The sequence below is a fragment of the Kiloniella antarctica genome (assembly GCF_042682825.1).
Classification (GTDB): domain Bacteria; phylum Pseudomonadota; class Alphaproteobacteria; order Kiloniellales; family Kiloniellaceae; genus Kiloniella; species Kiloniella antarctica.
The window spans coordinates 412,028-429,842 of sequence record NZ_JBHUII010000001.1; the positions used below are offsets into that span (position 1 = coordinate 412,028).

The window sequence follows — 17,815 nt, forward strand, 5'->3', positions numbered from 1 at the left end:
AACCTACCCCATTGAAAGCTTGGAGTACAAGCCCCAGTCACGCTAGAAGTACGCTTACGGAGCGCTTTAGTGCGTCTATTTTTTACTTTTTGGCTGATTATACAGCAAGTAAAGTACAATCAAGCTTATTATGCGACCTTATGACGCACAGACAGCAATACCACCAAAATTCATAAAATACCAAACAATCTTAACGCCTTAATCCTGACTATCCCGCTCAACTATTCGCCGAACTCGCCGAACCCCCAACCACAAGGCAGAGACAACAAACGGTATGGAAATTGCGGCCACAATCGAGGCATCAAGGCCGAATCCAATAGATTTGATCCCTTTGGATAAATAATAAATAAGACTGACCACATAGTAGCTGATAGCAGCAACAGACAATCCCTCTACCGTTTCCTGTAGACGAAGCTGAATACGCGCTCTTTTATCCATAGACTTAAGCAAGGCCGAGTTTTGTTCTTCTAATTGAATATCAACTCGTGTTCGTAACAATTGCCCCGCCCGTGCGACCCTTTTAGACAGTGTATCCAATCGCAAACCCATGGCTTCGCATGTCCTCATTGCGGGTGACAACCGCCGATCCAAGAAGCTTTCTATTTTCTGAAAACCATCCATATAATCTTCTTTAAGCTTCTGATTTCTTTGCTTTACAAGCTCGTAATAGGCCTGAGACGCAGAAAATCGATAGCTGGTCGCCGCAGCGGCTTGTTCTATTTCGGCAGAAAGTTCCGTAAGTTCACGTAGTAAATTTTTTTCATTATCGACTTCTCGTTGATCCGTCATCCGCGTGGTGATTTCGGTCAATACACGTCCTGCTTTTGCTAACCGTGCCCCATATTGCTGCGCAAGTGGCAGCGACAAAAGCGCCATCATACGATAAGTTTCTATTTCTAATAATCGCTGAACAGTTCGACCGAGTTGGCGAGGCTTAAGTCCGTAGTCCTTAACAAGTATACGTCCATAACCGTCATCGTTGATGGAAAAATCCATCCAAACGGCAGCAAGTCCTCCCCGTAGAACACAGGCTGAGAGATTTCCCGATGGAAAAAAAGCCACCTGTTTTTCCATCGTTCTCTCAGGAGAATCTGGTCCTTCGAGCTCAAGATGCACTCCAACCAATCTTTCCCCCGGCACCGCTTTCAACCAATCATCGGGCACCAGGTCAATCGCAGCCTTTACAAAAGGTTCTAGATTTCTTTTTTTAGAAAGCACTCTGCCTCGATCCTTACGATCCGCATCACGACGGTTGAGAAAGAAAGTATAGGTCGAGAATTCCGTATGGCGCTCCCACACTAAAAAGAAGTGCCCCATATCTGCCATAAAGTGTTTGATCCCCGGAGACGGCGCAGCAACGTTAAAGCGTTGGCATAACAGGCCAACATGCATGCGCTCTTCCTCTGCCATCTCCTCGTTTGTTAACATCCCTAAATGAGTAATTGTTTCCGGCCCAGCCAATTGGGTAAAAGGCCTGGCATGCAACTCATTACAGAGCTCGACCCTCAACGGATGATCGCGCAGCATCTACTTCCCTCTATCAACTCTACTCCACGATTTTGTGGATGTTTGTTTATCACTTCGTTATCTTCGAAGCGTTTTAAGCCTTCGCCCCGAACGAGTGTGGCAAGTTTCTATTTAATATGGAAGTCAATAACGTTGGCCTGACTGTCCAGAGCGCCTATATTGTTACCAACGGTATATTTAAGGAATCTATTTATGAGCTACATTGCCACAACCGACGATCTTTTTTTCAATAAAACCGATCTTGATCAAAAGCGATTGGAAGGCATTGTTAATAACGCCCTGTCCGGTGCTGATGATGGTGAACTCTATCTTGAATACCGCCAATCCGAAGGCATGGTATTTGATGATGGTCGTTTAAAAAATGCGAGCTTTGATACCTCTCAAGGATTTGGTCTACGTACTATTGCTGGGGAAAGTGCCGGGTATGCGCACGCCAGCGACCTCAGCGAAGAAGCCATTTTACGCGCAGCCAACACCGTCCAAGCTGTTCACAGTGGACACTCGGGAACGATGGCCAGTTCTCCTCAAGGAACGAACAGAGCCCTCTACACAGAAGACAATCCTCTTTCCGCCTGTGCCTTTGAAACCAAAATCAAAGTCTTGAGTGATATCGATGCCTATGCTCGAGGGAAAGATTCTCGCGTTGTTCAAGTAAGCGCCTCGATTTCCGGAGAATGGCAAGCGGTTCAAATTATCCGGGCTGATGAACACAGAGTTGCTGACATTCGTCCACTTGTCCGCCTGAACATCTCGGTCACCGTTGCAGAAGGTGACAAAATGGAAAGCGGTTCCTATGGCGGCGGCGGACGTTTTGTCTATGACAGTTTACTTGATCCAGACTATTGGCAAAAAGGTACGGACGAAGCGATCCGACGTGCGTTGGTAAATCTCAGTGCGATCCCTGCCCCTGCTGGAGAAATGCAAGTCCTTCTTGGCCCAGGATGGCCCGGAATTTTACTACACGAAGCAGTTGGACATGGCCTTGAAGGGGATTTCAACCGCAAAAAAACATCAACCTTTAGTGACCGTATTGGCGAGCGCGTTGCTTCTCCTGGTGTTACTGTTGTTGATGATGGAACTATTTCTGATCGGCGCGGTTCAATCTCCGTTGACGATGAAGGCACCCCCTCACAATGTACCACTTTGATCAAGGACGGTATTTTGGTTGGTTATATGCAAGATCGTCAAAATGCGCGGTTGATGGGACAAGATTCAACTGGGAACGGTCGTCGACAGAGCTATGCTCACATCCCCATGCCTCGTATGACAAATACAATCATGCAAAATGGTGCGCACGATCCCAAAGAAATGCTAAAGTCCGTAAAGAACGGTATTTATGCCGTTAACTTTGGTGGAGGACAGGTCGATATTACTTCAGGTAAATTCGTATTTTCCTGCACCGAGGCTTACATGGTTAAGGATGGCGTTGTTGGTGAAGCCGTTAAAGGTGCCACGCTTATTGGTAATGGCCCCGAAGCTATGCAAAAAATTTCCAAGGTTGGTAATGACATGGAAATGGATGATGGTATTGGTACTTGTGGCAAAAATGGCCAAGGTGTTCCTGTTGGGGTTGGCCAACCAACCTTGCTCTTAGATCAAATCACAGTCGGCGGAACTTCGTAAGAATAAAAAACTATTTATAGTTGTATTGTTAACTTTTAGTTAATACAATCAGACGTAGAATTATTTCTTCAACCTCCTATCGACCCTTGTATCGATATCTTGATACCCCAGCTTTTGCTGGGGTTTTTTTTATTTCAATAAAAAAGGGTTAACCCACCAGGCTAACCCTTTTTTGAATCAAACATCAGTCGGCGTATTTAGTAGGCATTCTCTACAAATATTGGATCAACGGATTGATTCCAATTATCGTGATAAGCTTTAAGTTTTTCTTCAGCAGGTGTAATCCCACTTTCAGCCGTTTCCAACAGCGTATCCAAAAAATGCACCTCATCGCGACCTTGGGCATCTGTCCGCCCTCGGTTTTCAAGACCACTTGCCGCAATTTTTACGACTTCTACCGCAAGTTCCTGTATTTTTTGCCCCCGAACTTCAGCCGAAAACCCTTTGGCAGGGACTTCAGATCTCAACAATTGACGCTCTTCATCGGTCCAGCCTTTGACCAAATCCCAAGCGGCATCAAGAGCCGATTGATCGTAAAGCAGACCTACCCACAATGCAGGTAATGCACAAAGGGACTTCCATGGACCGCCATCAGCACCGCGCATCTCAAGAAATTTTTTCATGCGGACTTCTGGGAATGCCGTTGTGATATGGTCATCCCAATCTTTAATCGTTGGCAATTCCCCTGGCAACACCTTGAGTTTGCCCTGCATGAAATCACGGAAAGATTCCCCGCTCGCATCATGATAGATACCATTTCGATAAACAAAATACATTGGCACATCGAGAACATAATCAAGATAACGCTCAAAACTCATGCCATCCTCAAACACAAACGACAGCATGCCACAGCGGTCAGGATCAGTATCTGTCCATAGATGACTACGGTAACTCAGGAAACCATTCGGTTTGCCATTCGAGAAAGGTGAATTCGCAAAAAGGGCTGTTGCAAGAGGCTGAAGCGCAAGGCTGGTTCTAAATTTTTTAACCATATCCGCTTCGCTGGAATAATCTAGATTGACCTGAACTGTACAGCTCAAACTCATCATATCCAGCCCAAGATTACCGCGTTTAGGCATATAATCGCGCATAATTTTGTAACGCCCTTTAGGCATCCAATTCACCGCGTCACGATTCCATTTTGGATTATAACCCATCCCCATCATATGAATACCCAGGGGCTCAGTAATTTCCTTAACCTGATGTAGGTGCGAATGAACTTCACGACAGGTGTCATGTACAGTTTCCAACGGCGCACCCGAAAGCTCTAGTTGTCCACCCGGCTCCAGAGTTACGGAAGCACCCGCATCCGTCAGGGCAATAATATTTTCGCCCTCATATCCCGGCGTCCACCCAAAGCGATTGGCAAGACCTTCAAGAATAACCTTGATAGATTTTTCACCATCGTACTTGAGCGGCTTAAAGGTTTCATCGCAGTAGGCGAACTTTTCATGTTCGGTCCCAATCCGCCATTGATCTTTCGGCTTGTTCCCACTTTCGAAGTAAGAAATAAGTTGGGCTTTATCCGTAATCACGGGTGATGAGGAAGAGGCGTCGGACATAGTTCAGATTCCATAGATGCGGAAAGATTACCTTTTTAGGTACCTCTAACCGGCGTTGTTCCTTTTGGTGGGCGCATACCCCCATCTCCTAAAATCGCCTGCCAACAAGACAAGGCGGCGACAGCAGCCGTATCAGCCCGCAATACGCGCGGGCCAAGACCGATTGATGTCACATAAGGAAGGCGATGCAGAGCTTCAAGCTCTTCTTTAGCAAAACCGCCTTCCGGACCAATCAAAACAGCCCAGGGCTGCTGACCAGCTTCTGGCTCTTCTACCAGTAAATCAGTTAAAATTTGTGCAATCGGCGCAGCATCACCAAATTCGGCACAAACCAGTAACCGGCGATCTTGAGGCCAACTTTCAATTAATTTATCCAATGTGGTCGCTTCAACAACCTCTGTAACCGACAAACGCTCACACTGTTCCGCAGATTCCCGTGCATGTGCGGCCAATCGATCACGATTAATACGCTTTACATCGGTATATCGGGTAAAAATTGGGACGATACGAGAACAGCCAAGTTCTCCTGCTTTCTCAGCAAGGAAATCGATACGAGACCTTTTTATCGGGGCAAATACCAGCCAGATATCAGGCTCTTGAGCAGGTAGACGACGTTGTTCTCCAATCTGCAAGGAACACCAGCCCTTGCCCAACCCGTCAATAATACCCAACCACTCGCCATCGCGTTCATTAAACAAACCGATTCGAGCGCCTGAATTAAGGCGAAGAACTGAACGCATATAATGAGCACCAGCGGCATCAAGCCCGACAGTCGCGCCTTCGGACAGGCTATCTTTAACATAGAGTCTCGTTACGACCCGCTCCATCTCTCGAACCTACCTTCACAAAGACATGTATCACGTGTATCTATCACATCGTGCTTAAAGAAAATTGATAACATCCCTCAAAGAGATAACACAACGCCCGATATGACCAAAACTTCAAGCGACATAAAGAATGATCATCTGATTATTCACTTATCTCCAGCCTGGACGCGACCCTATTTGCGTTTAGCAAGACTGGATCGTCCTATTGGCACTTGGCTCCTACTATTCCCATGTTGGTGGTCCATGATGTTGGCCACAACCGCACCGGGGTATCAACTTGGTAGTTCATTTGCGCCAGCCTATTACCTTGTTTTATTTGCCATCGGTGCTTTGGCCATGCGTGGTGCAGGCTGCACGATCAACGACATGGCCGATCGGGATTATGATAAAAAAGTCGCTCGAACAGCAACACGCCCCCTAGCCAGCGGCGAGTTGTCTATGAAACAAGCCACTGCATTCCTTATTTTTCAGCTCTCAATCGGATTATTGGTTCTTATACAATTCAATAGCTTTAGCATGATTTTAGCTGCCTCAGCTATTATTCTGGTAATCTGCTATCCCTTTATGAAGCGTATTACTTATTGGCCGCAAGCATGGCTCGGCCTCACATTCAATTGGGGCGCTTTGGTTGGGTGGGCTGCTGTCCGCGGAGAATTATCATTACCCGCCCTATTACTTTACATAGGTGGAATCGCTTGGACCTTAGGCTACGACACCATCTATGCCCATCAGGACAAAGAAGACGACGCCTTAATTGGGGTAAAATCCACCGCCCTTAGACTTGGACGCCATACTCAGTCTTGGCTTATTGTTTTTTATAGTCTCTGTACAATTTGCTTTGCGACGGCCGGATGGGTGATGGGATTAATTTGGCCTTTTTGGATTGGCATCGGCGTTATGTCTCTTCATTTTATCTGGCAAATTACCACCGTAAAAATTGACAACGCCCATGACTGCCTGAGTAAATTTAAATCCAACAGGATTATTGGGTGGATCTTCCTTGCTGGAATTTTTATGGCTGCAAACGTCAAATGAATTTCTCAAAATACTCCGTCTCCTCTTTTGTTTCAGCTTTAATATCCACTTTAGCATTGGTGACTTCACTTGATGCTTAAGCCCATCAGCAATCCAAAAGCTTTCATCAAAGAAAATACCCGCCCGTCTGGCACACCACTTCTTGGAGATCAAATACAGCTTTACCTTGCCGTTGAAGACCTCCCTTTTTGGCAGCACGGGGAAAAAGAACTTGAAACCCTCGGTTTGGATATTCCCTTTTGGGCCTTTGCCTGGGCCGGAGGCCAAGCTCTCGCTCAATATATTCTGAACCATCCACACGTGGTCAAAGGGAAGCGAGTCCTAGATTTTGCATGTGGCTGCGGCCTGCAAGCAATAGCCGCCAAACTTGCCGGAGCAAAAGACGTTCTCGCCGTGGACATCGATCCCTTTGCCATAACAGCAACAAAGCTTAATGCCGAACTCAATAATGTTCGTATTAATACATGTGTCGAAAATTTGGTAGGCGAACCGAATGCAGGATGGGATCTCATTTTGGCTGGTGATGTTTGTTATGAAGGTCCCATGGCTGAAGAAATCACACAGTGGCTCAAGGACCTCTCTCATCAAGGGACGACTGTTTTAATGGGCGATCCAGGTCGGACATACCTCCCCAAAATGGGTTTGAAACGAATTATAGCCTATTCAGTTTTAACATCCTCATCTCTTGAGGATACTGATGTCCGCAATGCTGTCGTTTGGAAGTTCTGCCGATAGATATCTTTTTAATTAAGCTCTACCCAACGGCATTACGGTTTCAAACGAGAACCTGCCGCAAACCGTCCTCCTTCGCTCCAAATATAAGATAATTATGATACGATAGAACCAAACAAAACTGGACCTCAACCGCAGGGCGCGTTAAAGCTCTTTTTAGAATAAAAACCAAGCATCAGGCTGATGAACGCGTACTTACAAAAACAAACTGAACCCTTTGTCCTGCTCGACGATACGCTCTCTGGCAACGGTTCTGTACTGTTTATCAATCCCTCAAGCACCATAACGTGTGAAAGTCCCACGGCTTTGGCCGCAGCTTTTGAACAGATCGACCGCCAAAAAGCACAAGGCAAACACCTCGCAGGCTATCTTTCGTACGAGCTCGGATATCTTCTGGAAGAAAAACTTACAACCCTGCTCCCTTCTGATGAAGATCGCCAAGTTCCCTTGTTATGGTTTGGTGTTTTTGAAAAAAAAATTCCTTTAAACCCAGCAGAGACCCACAAATTTCTAGCCAAACAAAGATCCGGGGAATATCAACTAAAAGACCTGTCTCCTTCAATGGATGAAAAAAGCTATTGTAAAGCGATAGACAAGGTCAAAGCGTATATCGCAGCCGGTGACACCTATCAGGTAAATTATACTTTCAAACATAACTTTAAAATCTCGGGCGACCCCATCGCCCTTTTCCAGGAATTACGGCAACGACAAAGCGTCGCGAACGGTGCCTATATAAACACTGGTAACCAGGTCGTCCTTTCCCTCTCACCGGAGATCTTTTTATCTACCGAAGGGGAAAATGTCCGGACACGCCCCATGAAAGGAACTGTTCAGCGCGGAAAGACTCAACAAGAAGACAATGAGAACAAAATATGGCTCACTCAGGATGAAAAATCCCGGGCAGAAAACTTGATGATCGTCGACCTACTCCGAAATGATATGGGGCGCGTGTGTAAAATCGGAACTATAAAAGTTACCGAGCTTTTCACAGTAGAGACCTACCGCTCTCTTCACCAAATGACCTCAAATATTGTCGGCAAGTTGTTAAATGAGATCACACCAACAGATCTTATAAAACGCCTTTTCCCGTGTGGCTCTATTACTGGCGCTCCAAAAGTTCGGACAATGGAGATCATCTCAGAGTTGGAACAAGAGCCCCGTGGCGTCTATACTGGATCAATCGGCCACATTGCTCCCAATGGCGATACTCAGTTCAATGTCGCGATCCGGACTCTTGTGCTCAATAAGAATGGAGCAGGAGAGATGGGCATTGGCAGTGGGATCGTATTTGATTCCAGTCCTGAATCCGAGTATCAGGAATGTCTGCTGAAAGGTCAGTTTTTATCCGGGAATTTGGCTGGCTATGCTAAACCGCTATTTGATCTAATTGAAACATTAAGATGGGAAGAAGGCCAGGGATTTTACCTTCTCGGCGAACACCTTGAGCGACTTGAAAATTCTGCCGGTTTTTTTGGTTACCCCTTCGAACGAACTACTATTGAAACCGCGCTCAACGACCTCAGCCTGAGCGGCATCCAAAGAGTACGGCTTTTACTGCATAAAGACGGCAGCACCACAATCACCACCACAGCAATTCAATTGCACACCTCCTCGAAAGTCATCGGCTTCGTCCTCTCTGACAAAATCGTCGATAGCAGTGATATCTTCTTTTATCACAAAACTACACGCAGAGCGTTTTATGAAGATGAGTTGGCCACGCAAAATAAGTGGACAGGCTGTGATGAGGTCCTCTTTACCAATGAGCATGGAGAGATCACAGAAGGGGCCAGAACTAATTTCTTTTTAGAACGCAATGGACAACTCTTCACACCACCGATTAGCAGTGGCGTCTTAAACGGAACTCTCCGATCCCACCTTTTAAAAGAAGGATACAAAGGGCTGACAGAGAAAATTTTGACTTCGGAAGACCTGAACACAGCGGATGCTATTTATTTTGGTAACTCGGTGCGGGACCTTATGCCTGCACAAAAACTTTCTTAAACTTTAAACTGCCATAAAAAGAAGGAGCCATTGGGCTCCTTTTCCAAAAAATCCACATTTAGATACGAATCAGTCAACCAGTTCCTGAACATATTTTGGTAGGGCAAAAGCTGCTCTATGAACTTCAGGGGTATAATAATCAGTTTCAATCTCCGATGCGGCGAAGCGGACCTGAAGCTCTGCAACAGAAACATCTTTCAAACCTGCTTTATCTGTTCCCCAGCCAAAGGCCATAGGTCCACCGACATACGTCGGGATCGTCGCCATATAACATGTCGTTTCTTCGAAGATTGGCTTAAAGAACGACATCGTCGACTTCAATTCAGTGGCTTGGTGAAAAGGCACACCATTTTGGGTTACCAGAATACCGTCCTCTGATAGACATTTTTTACAATCGGTGTAAAAATTATCTGTAAAAAGAACTTCACCTGGTCCGATAGGATCAGTAGAATCCACGATGATCAGGTCGTACTTTTCACAACATTCTTTCATAAAAAGACATCCGTCTTTAATCACAAGGTCCAACCGCGGATCATCAAAAGCATCTCCGCATATCATAGGAAGATGCTCTTTGCTGAGCTCGATCACTGTACGGTCAAGCTCAACCATTGTGACTTTATCAACGTCTTTATGCTTGAGGACTTCTTCAAGCATACCACCATCGCCACCACCAATAATCAAAACCTTCCGAACGTTGCCATGAGCAAGAATTGGAAGGTGCGCAAGCATCTCGTGATAGATAAATTCATCACGTTCCGTAATTTGTGTAACGCCGTCCAAAGCCATAACTCGGCCATAAATTTCGTTCTCATAAATTACGAGGTTTTGATGTTCTGTCTGATTATCGAAAAGGACTTTATTGACGCGAAAGTTGGTATGGAAGTCTCCGTGAAGAGCCTCCGTTATCCATCCGCTCATTCCAGTTCTTTCCCCCGACGCATTTCATCTACGACAACCTTTGTAGGTTTAAAAGCCTCACTCAAGACATCGATAGAGTTATGAGGTTCAGAATCCCCACACATAAACACATCAAGTGCTGCATAGCCTTTTTCGGGCCATGTGTGGATTGAAATATGGGACTCAGCAAGCACCGCCACACCTGATACGCCGCCGTTTGGCGTAAAGTGATGTAGATGAATATGCAAAAGCGTCGCTTTAGACTTTTCAACACAATCAATCAGGGTCTTCTTAATAAAATCAAGATCGTCAAGACGAGATGCACCACATAGATCAATGATCAAGTGCATACCAGCAAACTTCTCCCCATCACGTTCGATAAAGAAATCTTTCGGTTCTTCATCAAACTTGACGACATTAGAAGCCTCGACCGCGACAGCATCAAAAGCTTGTCGACACTCGGATTTGTTTTCTTCCGTTTGGGTGGTGCTTGAATCTTGATTCAAGTCCATCCCCAATTGGAAGAGGGCGTGCGCATTGGACACTTTACATCCTCTCCAACCAGTAGATGACTTTGGCTCAATCGCGATCTGTACTTCTCCTGCTACAGATCCCTGTAAAGCGGCATAGAATGCGCGGTCTTAAAGAACCTGATTTTCAATTGCAAGCAAAAAAGAATTCCAAATCATTGGAACTCTCACTCTACAATAGCATATGTTGGATGAAAAACATCTAAAGATTGTTCTTTTAATTTATCTGTAAGCTGATTTCGATAGGAATTAGAATCTATTGAGCGAAGAATCGCCTGATCAAGATTCTTTAAATCAGATGTACCGTGCACATAACTCAGAGCCTGCTCTTGAGACCAATCGGCCAACAAACGATTCCGAGCAGGCAGAGCAGAAATCGCGACGGGGTTGTTGTTGTAATTCAGTATCCCAGTCGAACTCCGATAAACAGCTGTGCCAATAGAGTCTATTGGAAGATCAAGCCTATCAGCCGAAACCCATGTACTTTTGATATGACCATAAGAATAACTCCCCCCGGGCAATTCCGTTGCATGCATTCTCTCTAACTGGGCCTCAGTAAGCCAAGTTAAAAACACCTGTACCTCTGTACCCGGACTATAGATCAATTCTGCGGCAATCGAACCATAGCGGGCAACATGCGCTGAATAAACAACATCATGGTCATTTAGCCAGATAGCAGTGACCGGAATCGGATCTTGGCCAGAGATGTGTCTAAAAAATTTTCGCTTGAGTTGTTCCGGCGCACGATTAGAGCCATGAGCAATAACGGCTTTACGCTTGCTCAAAGATACTCCGTACTTCTCAGTATCAGAAAAAGGCTCCACCTTCCCATCTACAAATAGATAAGAAGATTTTGGAGCCTCAAAGGGATACCCCTTGGCGATACGAAGCCTAGCACTTTGGTCACGAGGAAGTTCCCAAGGCATCAGAAAACGCTATCTAGTCAGTACAAGGCGGAGGCGTATCTGTATCAATCCGTTCAATACGGAAGCGAGTTGTACACTCATCAACCGTAAGCCACGCCTTACGTGACCACTCTTTTTTTGCAGATTCATAATCGTTAAATGGGCCGATCCACTCTTCGCCCCCCCCAACAGCATCGCAGAAAGAAGTATCTGCATATTCGCCGCCAACTACAAAAAACTGTGCCATTACTATGCTCTTATTTAACTAGCCGAAATTGTCTCGGTACATACGTACTTCTGGGTACTATAGGCCTCTTCACAAAAGAGTAATAGTTAAAAATGGCGAAATTAAAGGAAAAATTTGCATAGCACCTATACCTTACAATTTCGAAGTTCATCTACGCCTGTGATATTTCGTATTTTCACGATTGCCTTTTTAAAATTTCATTTCTGATTCTGTCAGGTATAGTCGAACCTAATAGTTGCAAATTTTAAATGTTTTCTTTTTAGAGGTTTATATGCTTTCCGCCTTTTCCATTTTTGCTATCGCCGTTGTTATTGTAGCCGTTATTCTTGTCCTAATGGGTGTAAAGTCAGTTCCTCAAGGAACTGAAATGACCATCGAACGTTTCGGTCGTTACACAAAAACACTGACACCTGGTTTAAATTTAATCGTCCCCATCGTAGATCGGGTCGGCGCAGAACTGAACATGATGGAAACGGTCATGGACGTTCCATCTCAAGAAGTCATTACAAAGGACAATGCGTCAGTCGAAGTAGATGGAGTTGTCTTTTATCAGATAATGGACGCGGCAATGGCGGCATACGAAGTTAGAGATCTCCAGCGTGCAATATTAAACCTCACCATGACAAATATTCGTACCGTCATGGGATCAATGGATTTGGACGAATTACTTTCCAAACGTGATAAGATTAATGCAGAGCTTATTAACGTCGTTGATGAAGCCACAGCACCTTGGGGTGTCAAAGTTACCCGTGTAGAAATTAAAGACATTACCCCTCCAAAGGATTTGGTTGAATCTATGGGGCGCCAGATGAAAGCTGAACGTGACAAACGTGCCAGCATTCTTGAGGCCGAAGGGGTTCGCCAAGCTCAAATTTTGAGGGCTGAAGGCCTAAAACAGTCTGCTATCCTTGAGGCCGAAGGTCGTAAAGAATCAGCATTCAGGGACGCTGAAGCCCGCGAACGTGAAGCAGAAGCAGAAGCCAAAGCAGCCGAGTCAGTGTCCAAGGCTATTGCAGAAGGCGACATTCAAGCAATTAACTATTTTGTTGCACAGAAGTACGTCGAAGCATTTGGTAAGTTTGCCGATTCCCCTAACCAGAAAACCATGATCTTGCCGATGGAAGCCACAGGAATTCTTGGATCTATTGCAGGAATTGCCGAACTCGCGAAAACAGTCATCGGCAATGATGATACATCATCAACGCCGGCAAAATCACCATGGACTTCAAATAACAAAAACGATGAGGCATAAGCTTAATGGAAAGCTTTACAGATGTTCAGTTCTGGTACTGGTGGGTTTTTGCCCTCTTCCTAATTGCCGTTGAGGTTTTTGCGCCGGGTGCAATTGCTTTGTGGATGGGAATTTCCGCAGGTATCGTCGGTGCGCTTGTTTATCTCTTCCCCGACTTACTCTGGGAAAAACAAATCATTATTTTTGCCGTGCTATCAGTTATTTCTGTGGCTGCTTGGCGTATCTATGCAAAAAAACATCCCCCAGTTAGCGACAGTCCGAACTTAAACAAACGAGGACACGACCTCATAGGGCAGAATTTCATTCTAACCAGTGACTTGAAAAATGGGGTCGGCAGAGAGACCGTTAACGGAGTGATTTGGAAAATCAAAGGTGGGGATTTACCTGAAGGTGCCAAGGTGAGTATAACCAGCGTAGAAGGTACAACCTTGATCATTGAACCAGAAGAAGCCTGAACATATAAAATGCCTTACGCATCTTTGCGGGATTTTATTTCGCACCTTGAGGAACATGGAAATCTCGTCAGAGTACAACACCCGGTTTCACCAGAGCTAGAAATGACCGAAATTCAAACCAGATTACTGGCTGAAAAAGGTCCCGCGGTTTTATTTGAAAATGTGGTCAACAAAGACGGTACTCCCTATGGGATGCCAGTTCTTGTGAATTTATTTGGTACTGTTGAGCGCGTTGCTCTTGGCATGGAACGTACGCCCGAACAACTAAGAGAAGTCGGAGAGACACTGGCTTTTCTTAGACAGCCAGAACCACCTGCGAGCCTAAAGGAAGCCTGGAGCAACCTCCCCCTCTTAAAAACCGTGATGGCAATGAAACCTAAGAATGTTTCATCTGCTCCCTGTCAGGAAATTGTTCTCACCGGAGACGATATCGACCTGACAAAGCTTCCGATACAAACATGTTGGCCGGGCGAGCCTGCTCCCTTAATAACCTGGCCGCTGGTTGTCACCAAAGGGCCTGGTGAGGAAAAGACCGATATATACAATCTCGGCATCTACCGCATGCAAGTTCTAGGGAAAAATAAAACCCTTATGCGCTGGCTCAAACACAGAGGTGGCGCACAGCACTATGCCCGTTGGAAGAAACAAAAGCCCGAACCGCTCCCTGCAGCAGTCGTTTTGGGGTCAGACCCAGGCACTATTATTGCTGCCGTGACACCTGTTCCAGATACACTTTCCGAGTACCAGTTTGCCGGTCTTCTTCGCGGTAAAAAAGTAGAACTCGTCGATTGCAAAACCGTTCCTCTTAAGGTTCCGGCAAATGCTGAAATTGTGCTTGAAGGCTATGTCAGCCTTGATGAATATGGTGACGAAGGTCCCTATGGTGATCACACAGGATACTACAATTCAGTAGAACCATTCCCAGTGTTCACAATCACAGCAATCACGATGCGGAAAGAACCGATTTACCTCTCCACTTTCACAGGACGCCCCCCTGACGAGCCTTCCGTTCTTGGTGAGGCTTTGAACGAAGTTTTTATCCCTCTTATCCAACAACAGTTCCCTGAAATAACTGATTTTTGGCTTCCACCCGAAGGGTGCAGCTACCGTATTGCTGTTGTTTCTATGAAAAAAGCATACCCCGGGCACGCCAAACGCGTCATGCTTGGTGTTTGGTCATATTTGCGTCAATTCATGTATACGAAGTGGGTAATTGTCGTTGATGACGACATCAATGCTCGCGATTGGAAAGACGTGATGTGGGCAATATCAACAAAAATGGACCCCGCACGAGACATCACAGTAATCGAAGGCACCCCAATTGATTATCTGGACTTTGCTTCTCCCGAAAACGGCCTTGGTTCCAAAATTGGCCTTGATGCTACCGACAAATGGGAACCAGAGACCAAACGCGAGTGGGGCGAAGAAATTCGTATGGATTCAGACGTTATCGACAAAGTAGATTCGATGTGGTCAGAACTTGGTCTCCCTGGTTCAGGTAAAGCCATCTGGAAAAAATAAATACCGAAAGAAAACCTGTGTTCGATCCAACTAAAATTAAGTCTGTTATAAATTTCGAAGTTTTTCAATACTGGAACAAAATGAGGGGTGACCGTCTGATGCCGGCACGGGCAGATTTAGATCCTGCCGATCTTCAGCATCTTCTACCCCACATTCTTATTCATGAGGTCCAACTCGAACCATTGGATTTTAAATATAGACTGATCGGATCAGAAATCGCCCTCCATTTGAACGATAACCATACCGGGTCCTGGATCTCGACAATACCCCATCAAAAGAAACCCAGTAAGCTTTGGACCATGCTCGAGAAGGCCGTAACAGACCGAGCACCTGTTATCGCAAACCCTCCTTATATCGGCCCTTATAAAGAATTCAAAACCATTGAAGATATCGTTCTTCCTCTTTCGGTTGATGGGGAAAAGGTCAATATGCTTTTTATCTGTGTGGACTTCCTCAAAGACAAAAAAAAACTGAACTGATTTTAAAATCCATCAATCTATACTTGACCCGACCTGAATTGCGCAGCATCTTATACTTATGACAAAAAGCGGAACAATTCTGAGTACTCGCCTCCTAGAGCGACTTATCAACCCGGCCTCCTGATTGAGAGAGCCGGGGTTAGTGCTATTTGCAACTCGGAATTTACTGGACTACCGCAAAATGTTATCTTCATTTGAAATCAATACAGAGTGTTGTTCGTTGACACCCTACGTGACGCCTCCTGCTTTAGAAAAAATTATTAACGATCAAGTTTCACAGATTGAGCTTTCACACAACATTCGCTCTCTGACAGGCACTCTACGACTTATTGACGATCATCGAAGCCATTAAGCGGCCCCCGGTGATCGTAATATTTGCCGCTAACTTCATAGAACAAAATATTATATAATAATGCCGGGAGATAAGCCGAAATGCGAGCACCCCGGAGAGTTAGAGAGAACAACGTTATGAATAAAATGCCATTTGAAAGATACCAACCGTTTGAAACTGTTACCTTGGCCAACCGGACCTGGCCTGCAAAGACGATCGCAAAAGCACCAATCTGGTGTTCGGTAGATCTACGTGATGGCAACCAAGCTCTGATTGAGCCAATGGATACCACCCGAAAAATGAAAATGTACCGGATGCTTTTGGACATGGGTTTCAAAGAAATCGAGGTCGGTTTTCCCTCAGCATCACAAACAGATTATGATTTTCTCCGCACGCTGATCGAACAGGATATGATCCCTGACGATGTCACAATTCAGGTATTGACCCAATCACGCGAGCACCTTATTCGCCGGACTTTCGACAGTATTCGGGGCGCGAAGAACGCAATTATTCACCTTTATAATTCAACTTCGGAATTACAACGACGCGTTGTTTTCCGTCAAGACAAGCAGGGTATTATCGATATTGCTGTTGAAGGCGCCAAGCTGATCAAAGAATTGATCCCTACAGTCCCTGAAACCAAGATTACCCACCAATACTCTCCAGAGAGTTTTACAGGCACGGAAATGCCTTTTGCTATTGATATCTGTGAAGCTGTAATGGACGTTTGGGAAGCCAGCCCGAAGAATAAGGTAATCCTTAATCTTCCTGCAACTGTTGAAATGTCGACGCCTAACGTTCACGCCGATCAGATTGAATGGTTTTGTAACAACATCAATAAACGCGATTCCGTTATCATTAGTTTACACCCACACAATGACCGTGGAACTGCAGTTGCAGCCACAGAACTCGGATTACTGGCCGGAGCCGACCGTGTTGAAGGCACCTTATTTGGTAATGGGGAACGTACTGGCAACGTTGACTTGGTCACGCTTGCTGTGAACATGATGACACAAGGCGTTGATCCTGAACTCGATATTTCGGACATCACAAAAATTAAAGATACTGCTGAATACTGTAATCAACTGCCCGTTCATCAACGCCATCCATGGGTTGGAGAACTTGTTTACACAGCCTTCTCTGGCTCTCACCAAGATGCCATTAAAAAAGGTATGGCAGCCTTAAAAACCAACAACTCCAATCATTGGGAAGTTCCCTACTTGCCAATTGATCCTCAGGATATTGGCCGTAGTTACGAAGCAATCATTCGTATCAATAGCCAGTCTGGTAAAGGTGGTGTCGCCTATATCATGCAAAACGATTACCATATGGATTTACCACGAGATCTTCAGGTTAATTTCTCTAAAAAAATCCAGGGTATCGCCGAAAATTCCGGTAAAGAGATTACGCCAGAAGTTATCTGGGATAGTTTTGAAAAAGCCTATCTTCGTACCACTACTCCAGTAGAATTTATCAGACACACGACTGTACCTGATACTCATGCTGCAGAAATTCGCCACCTGACCGCCCAAATCAAACATTTTGGGGAAGCAAAAGAAATTGTCGGTAAGGGCAATGGCCCCATCGCAGGCTTTACAGATGCGATAGCCCAAAACCTCGGTGTTCGTTTGAACGTTGAGGATTATCACCAGCACTCACTGACGCATGGATCAGATGCTAAAGCTGTCGCTTATCTGGAACTAAAAACCAGTAACGGCGAAACGGTTTGGGGTGTGGGGATTGATCCAAACACAACCGTTGCTTCTATCAAGGCCATTGTCTCTGCAACGAACCAGATTCTTTCGCAGCAATAAAATTTGGCTCACATTCTACCGATCAGTTATAAAGCAGCTCCCTTAACCAGGGGCTGCTTTATTTCATTTCCGACTCC

General features: G+C 45.4%; 16 protein-coding genes. 9 read left to right on the forward strand and 7 right to left on the reverse strand.

The features are described from left to right. Positions 1-198: 198 nt before the first annotated feature. Positions 199-1,527, reverse strand: coding sequence for a DUF3422 family protein (locus ACFSKO_RS01960; protein WP_380247850.1), 1,329 nt, complete (start codon positions 1,525-1,527; stop codon positions 199-201). A gap of 192 nt (positions 1,528-1,719) precedes the next feature. On the opposite strand from ACFSKO_RS01960, the gene tldD reads away from it, so the two are divergent. Beyond that, positions 1,720-3,150, forward strand: coding sequence for a metalloprotease TldD (gene tldD, locus ACFSKO_RS01965; RefSeq protein WP_380247853.1), 1,431 nt, complete (start codon positions 1,720-1,722; stop codon positions 3,148-3,150). 197 nt (positions 3,151-3,347) lie between these two features. Here the strand turns inward: tldD and ACFSKO_RS01970 are convergent, their stop codons facing one another. Both ACFSKO_RS01970 and ACFSKO_RS01975 read right to left on the reverse strand, forming a co-directional pair. Further along, positions 3,348-4,712 carry a glutamate--cysteine ligase gene (locus ACFSKO_RS01970; RefSeq protein ID WP_380247855.1) on the reverse strand — a complete coding sequence of 455 codons (1,365 nt, stop codon included), beginning with the start codon at positions 4,710-4,712 and terminating at the stop codon, positions 3,348-3,350. Positions 4,713-4,747: 35 nt separating this feature from the next. Further along, on the reverse strand, positions 4,748-5,539 hold the full coding sequence (locus ACFSKO_RS01975) for a 16S rRNA (uracil(1498)-N(3))-methyltransferase (RefSeq protein WP_380247857.1): 792 nt from the start codon (positions 5,537-5,539) through the stop codon (positions 4,748-4,750). 102 nt (positions 5,540-5,641) lie between these two features. Between ACFSKO_RS01975 and ubiA the strand changes: the two genes are divergently transcribed. The 3 genes from ubiA (at position 5,642) to ACFSKO_RS01990 (ending at position 9,307) form a co-directional block, all read left to right on the forward strand. After that, a complete protein-coding gene (ubiA, locus tag ACFSKO_RS01980) occupies positions 5,642-6,574 on the forward strand; it encodes a 4-hydroxybenzoate octaprenyltransferase (RefSeq protein ID WP_380247860.1) in 933 nt (310 codons plus the stop codon). A 72-nt stretch (positions 6,575-6,646) separates the two neighbouring features. Then, the gene (locus tag ACFSKO_RS01985) at positions 6,647-7,309 is read left to right on the forward strand and encodes a class I SAM-dependent methyltransferase (protein WP_380247862.1); all 663 of its coding nucleotides are present in this window, start codon (positions 6,647-6,649) and stop codon (positions 7,307-7,309) included. A gap of 180 nt (positions 7,310-7,489) precedes the next feature. Next, entirely contained in the window at positions 7,490-9,307 is a 1,818-nt protein-coding gene (locus tag ACFSKO_RS01990) for an aminodeoxychorismate synthase component I (RefSeq protein WP_380247864.1), read from the forward strand. Positions 9,308-9,376: 69 nt separating this feature from the next. On the opposite strand, the gene speE is transcribed toward ACFSKO_RS01990, so the two are convergent. The 4 genes from speE to ACFSKO_RS02010 all read right to left on the reverse strand — a co-directional run bounded on the left by speE (position 9,377) and on the right by ACFSKO_RS02010 (position 11,886). Next, entirely contained in the window at positions 9,377-10,225 is an 849-nt protein-coding gene (gene speE / locus ACFSKO_RS01995) for a polyamine aminopropyltransferase (protein WP_380247866.1), read from the reverse strand. Beyond that, positions 10,222-10,749 carry an adenosylmethionine decarboxylase gene (gene speD, locus ACFSKO_RS02000; protein WP_417456983.1) on the reverse strand — a complete coding sequence of 176 codons (528 nt, stop codon included), beginning with the start codon at positions 10,747-10,749 and terminating at the stop codon, positions 10,222-10,224. The genes speE and speD overlap by 4 nt, the downstream gene beginning before the upstream one ends. 152 nt (positions 10,750-10,901) lie before the next feature. Beyond that, a complete protein-coding gene (locus ACFSKO_RS02005; protein ID WP_380247868.1) occupies positions 10,902-11,660 on the reverse strand; it encodes a hypothetical protein in 759 nt (252 codons plus the stop codon). A gap of 13 nt (positions 11,661-11,673) precedes the next feature. After that, on the reverse strand, positions 11,674-11,886 hold the full coding sequence (locus ACFSKO_RS02010) for a DUF4170 domain-containing protein (protein ID WP_380247870.1): 213 nt from the start codon (positions 11,884-11,886) through the stop codon (positions 11,674-11,676). 271 nt (positions 11,887-12,157) lie between these two features. Between ACFSKO_RS02010 and ACFSKO_RS02015 the strand changes: the two genes are divergently transcribed. The 5 genes from ACFSKO_RS02015 to leuA all read left to right on the forward strand — a co-directional run bounded on the left by ACFSKO_RS02015 (position 12,158) and on the right by leuA (position 17,738). Beyond that, positions 12,158-13,138 carry an SPFH domain-containing protein gene (locus tag ACFSKO_RS02015; protein WP_380247872.1) on the forward strand — a complete coding sequence of 327 codons (981 nt, stop codon included), beginning with the start codon at positions 12,158-12,160 and terminating at the stop codon, positions 13,136-13,138. A 5-nt stretch (positions 13,139-13,143) separates the two neighbouring features. Continuing rightward, on the forward strand, positions 13,144-13,593 hold the full coding sequence (locus ACFSKO_RS02020; protein WP_380247875.1) for an NfeD family protein: 450 nt from the start codon (positions 13,144-13,146) through the stop codon (positions 13,591-13,593). Positions 13,594-13,602: 9 nt separating this feature from the next. Continuing rightward, positions 13,603-15,114: a UbiD family decarboxylase gene (locus ACFSKO_RS02025; protein WP_380247877.1), complete on the forward strand. Its 1,512-nt coding sequence runs from the start codon at positions 13,603-13,605 to the stop codon at positions 15,112-15,114. A 17-nt stretch (positions 15,115-15,131) separates the two neighbouring features. Next, positions 15,132-15,593 (forward strand): PAS domain-containing protein, encoded by a 462-nt coding sequence (locus tag ACFSKO_RS02030; RefSeq protein WP_380247879.1) that lies wholly within the window; start codon positions 15,132-15,134, stop codon positions 15,591-15,593. Positions 15,594-16,061: 468 nt separating this feature from the next. Next, complete coding sequence (gene leuA, locus ACFSKO_RS02035) at positions 16,062-17,738, forward strand: 2-isopropylmalate synthase (RefSeq protein ID WP_380247881.1); 1,677 nt, start codon at positions 16,062-16,064, stop codon at positions 17,736-17,738. Positions 17,739-17,815: the final 77 nt, after the last annotated feature.